The organism is Schlesneria sp. (assembly GCF_036405755.1).
Classification (GTDB): Bacteria; Planctomycetota; Planctomycetia; order Planctomycetales; family Planctomycetaceae; genus Schlesneria; species Schlesneria sphaerica.
Genome location: NZ_DASWWZ010000678.1, coordinates 1 through 5,695, shown reverse-complemented (window position 1 = coordinate 5,695; position 5,695 = coordinate 1). Strand labels below are relative to the sequence as shown.

General features: G+C 57.1%; 4 protein-coding genes. 2 read left to right on the top strand and 2 right to left on the bottom strand.

Annotated elements, in window-relative coordinates; genetic code table 11:
- On the top strand, positions 1 to 1,937 hold a 1,937-nt coding region (priA, locus tag VGE80_RS22435; RefSeq protein WP_440594196.1), incomplete at its 5' end, for a replication restart helicase PriA.
- 84 nt (positions 1,938 to 2,021) lie between these two features.
- On the opposite strand, the gene VGE80_RS22430 is transcribed toward priA, so the two are convergent.
- Positions 2,022 to 2,555 (bottom strand): CinA family protein, encoded by a 534-nt coding sequence (locus VGE80_RS22430; RefSeq protein ID WP_440594195.1) that lies wholly within the window; start codon positions 2,553 to 2,555, stop codon positions 2,022 to 2,024.
- A gap of 566 nt (positions 2,556 to 3,121) precedes the next feature.
- Here VGE80_RS22430 and VGE80_RS22425 point away from each other — a divergent pair.
- Complete coding sequence (locus VGE80_RS22425; protein ID WP_440594194.1) at positions 3,122 to 4,195, top strand: hypothetical protein; 1,074 nt, start codon at positions 3,122 to 3,124, stop codon at positions 4,193 to 4,195.
- 94 nt (positions 4,196 to 4,289) lie between these two features.
- Here the strand turns inward: VGE80_RS22425 and VGE80_RS22420 are convergent.
- Positions 4,290 to 5,695: Eco57I restriction-modification methylase domain-containing protein (locus VGE80_RS22420; protein ID WP_440594193.1), on the bottom strand; the 1,406-nt coding region annotated here is incomplete at its 5' end.

Sequence of the window (5,695 nt, the reverse complement as noted above, 5' to 3'; positions counted from 1 at the left end):
CTGCGGGACATCCCGTTCCCGACACGCGCACCGGGACGGAAGTGACGGAGGGCGATTCCATCGTGGCCTCCGGTTCCGCTGTTCCGGTCCCCGATTTTAAGCCGATCCTGGACGAACTGAAATTGCGAGGGAAGCAGCGCTCTGTGGTCGAAGTTCTGGCACAACTCAATCGGGCCCTGCCGGTCGACGAACTTTCGACGCTGGCCCAGTGCGGGATTTCTCCCATTCAGTCACTACGTGAGAAAGGATTGATCGTCACGCAGCGGGAACGGGTCTTTACGGGTAACACCGAAGTGAATACCGAGCCGCGCCGGGAAATCACACTGAATGAAGACCAGACGGTTGCCGTGAATACGATCCTGGATTGTGTTCGCTCGGGCGAGCATCGGACGCTGCTCTTGCACGGTGTCACCGGAAGTGGGAAGACCGAGGTCTACATTCAGGCGATTGAGGAAATTGTCAGCTACGGGCGCCAGGCGATCATGCTCGTTCCCGAGATCAGCCTCACTCCGCAGACGATTCGCCGGTTTCGCAGTCGCTTCGCCTCTGTCGCGGTTCTTCACAGTCACCTGACCGATGCAGAACGGCATGGCCACTGGAAGCAGATTTCCAGTGGGCAGGTTCAAGTCGTCGTGGGAGCTCGCAGCGCCGTGTTCGCACCGACGCCGCAGCTGGGACTGATCGTGATCGATGAAGAGCATGAAACGAGTTTCAAGCAGGACAACACGCCGCGCTACCATGCGCGTGAAGTGGCCCGTAAGCGGGCGGAAATGGAACGGGTTCCACTGATTCTGGGGTCGGCCACACCAACGCTGGAATCGTGGCAGCGAGCTGTTGACGGTCACGACACGCTGATCTCCATGCCAAAACGGGTTGCCGGACTGCCAATGCCTCCTGTTGTGCTCGTCGATACTCGCAACGATCCCGCCATCGGGAAGGGGGCTGCGATTGGACGTGCACTTTTCCAGGCCATGAACCTGGCCCTCCGCGAAGGAGGACAGGTCATCCTGTTCCTGAATGTCCGCGGCTACTCGTCCGTGATCTGGTGCCGAGGATGCGGGCAGGGGATCAAGTGCCCTGACTGTGATATCACGTTGACGTGGCACCGCGAGCGAGCCGTGGCGCTGTGCCATAGCTGCAATTTTTCGACAAAACCTCCCGCTGCGTGCCCTTACTGTCAGCGTCCCGGACTCTCTTACCTCGGGCTGGGGACCGAGCGGCTTGAAGCCGAAGTCCGAGCTCGTTTTGATCACTTCAAGTGCCTGCGAATGGATAGCGACACCATGCAGCAGCGTGGTGCGCACGACATTGCGCTGGAAAAGTTTCGACATGGCGAAGTGCAGATTCTGCTCGGGACGCAGATGATCGCCAAAGGCCTCGACTTTCCCAACGTGACGTTGGTCGGAGTCATCGATGCTGACACGCTGCTGCACCAACCTGACTTGCGCTCTGCAGAACGGACGTTCCAACTGATCTCACAAGTCGCTGGTCGTACGGGGCGAAGCAGTCGAGGTGGACGGGTGCTCGTTCAGACAGCCTCACCATCGCAATATCCGATCCTTCGAGCGGCAGAACACAACTACATCGGCTTCGCTCAGACGGAGCTCAGCCACCGGAAAGTGCTGAATGCGCCTCCCTACTCACATCAGGCAAGAATCATTCTGCGGGGACCGAACGAGGCCGAAGTGAAAGAGTACTCAACCAAAGTGGGAGAACTGATCCGTGCTGCGGCGAAAGAGACTCATTCAAATGTCCGCGTGCTGGGTCCGGCACCTTGTCCTATCACCCGACTGAAAGCCAATTTCCGTTACCACCTGCAGCTTGCAGCACCCGACCTGCAGGCCCTGTCCAAAATTTGGGAAGTTGCTGCTCCCGAATTTCCACCCCACCCGAACGTCGAATACCAGGTCGACGTCGAACCCCAGAACTTTCGGTGAGGATAGACCAAGAGAATTGGGTCATTGTTGTCTGGTACTCAGCGAACATCGACCGCGGCAGTAATTTCCGATGTTCAGGGAAAGTTACGACGCGTCGGCCCCGGACGAGAGGACTTTTAACGTTTCTCTCAAGACAAGATCCGCCGCGGCCCATTGACGTTGTTCACGGAGAGTTGCACCCGGGAATTGCGTCATCTCGTCGATATTCGTGAGGCGATGTTCGAAGATCTGTGCCGGCTTATTCCGGAAGCCGACCCCGATGTACACGAGCCCATCCTGGGCGCTTGGAGCGCCCGGTCCCAGATGCCCCGTAATCGAAGCGGCCATTGTTGCCTCGGGTGTTCGCGCGAGAACCCCTTCCACCATCAATCGTGCGACACATTCACTGACCGGACCGGGATCGACGAGGATGTCCGGTGGGACCCCCAGCCACTTAGTCTTCGTATCGAGACGATAGACAACGGCCGATCCACAATGAACATCGGACACCCCCTGGACCCGTCCGAGGACTGCCGACACTAATCCGGCCGTACAGCTTTCAGCAAAGATGATCCGCTGCTGATGGCTGATCAACAGCCTGGCAACATCATGAGCCTGCTGGTCAAGGGGTTGTTTCATGGGCTGTCCTCGTTTCAATCGTTTGGCGGAGCGTCAATCGCCCTTGAGAAATCGTACTGACTCGCAAAATCCCGGGTCGACAGACCGTCTGCAATTCCTCGGGCGGTGAGGAGTGCACAGTCCAATGTGGCAGGGATCGCCGCTTCCAGCCTTGGCTGATTTCGCGAACAAATCAATTCAATGTCAAGTTTTCACGGACGGAGACGCAGGATCTCAAAGTGGCCTGATTCGCGAATTCCAACATGATAACCTGGGTAGACTTTGTCGAGGACGGCTCGATGTTCGCTCAAAAAAATGTGGCGGGCGGTTCCGTCTCGAAGCTCCTGAAAAGCTGGGAAAAACTGAGTAAACAGGGTGCAAAAGCAGAGTTTCCCTGCGTTTTTTAATCTCTATCGGGGTCGTAGCGAATGTGCCGATGAATCCTCCGCTGGACTTCAGGACGCGATCGGAAGTGAAGGGAAGTCCAGGATCAGTGGCACCTGGTTGTCATTGCAGTTGCTCGCGGTGGAGAGGGACAGTCGCCTGACGGCGCTGTCGTGATCGGTACAACGGGGGGGAAGATAGGTATGCCACACTCGATCCTGCGGGGGAGATGGCTGCGCTCGGTGACGGCAATTGCAACGCTGTGCATCACGACAGCGAGGAGCGAAGCAGGCGACCGCCCCGAGATCACCGAAGCGTTAACGCAGGTCAACACCAAGGTGACCGCCCGCGATCTTGAAAACGACGAGAATACTGCTTACCCGGGATTAACGATCGTCAAGAATGGATCGTCCTCCAGCGCCATCCGTAAGCAGGCCATCGCGGACCTGGGACTGGATCGCCTGAGTGTGAACAGTCAGCGGAAGTCGCAGTCGCTGCTGAAGAACGTAGGGATGTTCCGTCGATTGCCGACAATTTCGTTCGAATGTGATCCCGCCGTTTACGAGTATTTTCTGAAGAACCCGGATGTGGCCGTCGCAACGTGGCGAGCGATGGATATTTCCCAGTTTCAGCTGCAGCCATCGGGGCCCGACCAATACCATGCCGATGCAGGTGACGGATCCGTTGGTGAACTGGAACTGCTGCTGCATACCTCATCCGATACGATGATTCATTGCGATGGGGCATTCAAAAGTCCGCTGCTGCCAAAACCGATTCTTGCACGTTCGCTGATGCGGGTTCAGACCTCATTCGCAAAAGAGCAGGACGGTCGGATTATCGGGACCCATTCCGGCGATGTTTTCGTCGAATTTCCCTCGCAGGCGATTGAAACGGCAGCACGAGTGATCGCCCCAGTCAGTCACAGTATTGCGGATCGAAACTTCAAACAGATGACCCTCTATGTTCATCTGATGTCGCAGGCGATGGTGAAGAACCCGGGATGGGTCGAGCACATCGGCAATAAGCTGGAAGGAATCTCCGAAGCCAGAAAACGCGAATTTCTGGAAGTCTCGGCCCGCAGTTGCGGTGAGGCACGGCGAAGGTTCATCGCAGCAAACTCCAGCTCCGGATTTACTCCAGACGAAGTGCTGACCCCATTCCGACAATGGAATACTACGGGATCAGGCCTGGGGGCAGCACGCGTTGCACCCCGCGGCACATCCGGTCGGTCTCCGGAAGTGACCAGCCAGGTCATCCAGGCGACATCCAGAAATTGATGAGATTGATTCGTGGCAGTGCGACCCGGCCTGCCGCTGAACCAGCAGCCCGATCGCCTTTGAGCGGTTGGGCTGCTTGCCTTTTATCGGCGTGTTAAATGGATTCTCGGCCGAGAATTTCCTCGACGAGTCCCACTTCGCTGGGATCCAATTCAAACAGGGACTGCACGCGTAGATCGATCTCGAACTCAACGGATTGCTGCAGAGCGAGTTCGTCACTTCCTTCCATCGTTCCCGACGGGAATCGATTCTGCGACAAACCCAATCGAAGATCGACTAATTGCACCAGCTCGTCGTGACAACGACGTTGGTGTAAATCGCTGAAGTCAATCCGCGGAACCGGTGCCTGTTTCAGAACATGACCATTCAGTTCAAGTCCGATGCCACGGCGTTTGCTGTGATTCGCGAACCAGGCCCACAGGACTCGGCTGTTCAGGACCGCGCAGACATAATTCAGGTGCTCGCGCGTCTGGGGGCGGGGAACCCAGACATTCGTGCTGAACGGGACATAGCAGGCGCCCCAGACCGGAACGATACTCGGTCGAACCGCCATCTGAAGGATGATCAGTTTATCGGATAGCCAGACTCGTTCCTCACGGGGCCAGTGCAGGTGCCACCACGAATTTGTCCCCCGCTGAGTCTCGCGCCGCGCTTCCAGAACGTCCCGGAAACGAGTGAGGTGTTTCTTTAGATTCGGCAAGTCCTCGATATCCGGACAAGTTGCCGGGGTCGAATAGATTAGTTGCCGCGATGCGTCTAACGAACATCGGTAACGGTCCAGGTCACAAAGATCGTGGTAGGGCCGAAGCAGGCTCAATTCTGCGGGGGTGAGACCCAGATCCCCCACTTCTGCCGGGGTCAGCGAGAAAACCCCTTCGTCCTGAATCCAGCCGAAGGTTTCGGCCGGCTTGGGAAAACGGACGAGAGTACGCCGATTCAGTGTTGCTGGGTTCTCTGCAATCCCCTGTCTCACTTCGCCAAGCTCGCCAAGTCGCGGAAACTTTTTCAGCTTGGTGAGCAGTCCGTCATGGGACGGGAAGACATCGATCCGGTCGCCGTGAAAGAGTTGTGATCGGGACTTTTCGAACCGGATCACCTGGCCGGGACTGTCTGACAACGAAGTTGCCAGAACCGCTCCAGACTGTCCCGCGATTCGAATGACCGTGTTTCGATCGGCCGGTCCCCGAGTCAACTTAAATATCACATGCTGTCCTGTGACTCGGGGGAATACGGGAGTGTTCCTAAGTAACAGAATCTCATCCACGCGAACTTGCTCACGCAGGGCGGCAATCAGCTTGCTGGACCCGCTTCCCTGCAGCCAGTAAGCATTCGTGATGTAGGAAAGAGTTCCACCTTCCTTCAGCAGATGAATTCCGCGAAAAACAAAGTAGTACCACAGGTCCATCCGGGCTGACTGGTGGTGGCGCCCCCAGCGTGTGCGCTGGATGAGATCGAGTTCCCGTTTGTAGTCACGTTCTCGCCGGGAGGGAGGATTCCCGA

Excerpts from the sequence above, each read along its gene's own strand:
- VGE80_RS22430 (WP_440594195.1), bottom strand. The coding sequence starts at position 2,555 with ATGAAACAACCCCTTGACCAGCAGGCTCATGATGTTGCCAGGCTGTTG.
- VGE80_RS22425 (WP_440594194.1), top strand. The coding sequence starts at position 3,122 with ATGCCACACTCGATCCTGCGGGGGAGATGGCTGCGCTCGGTGACGGCA.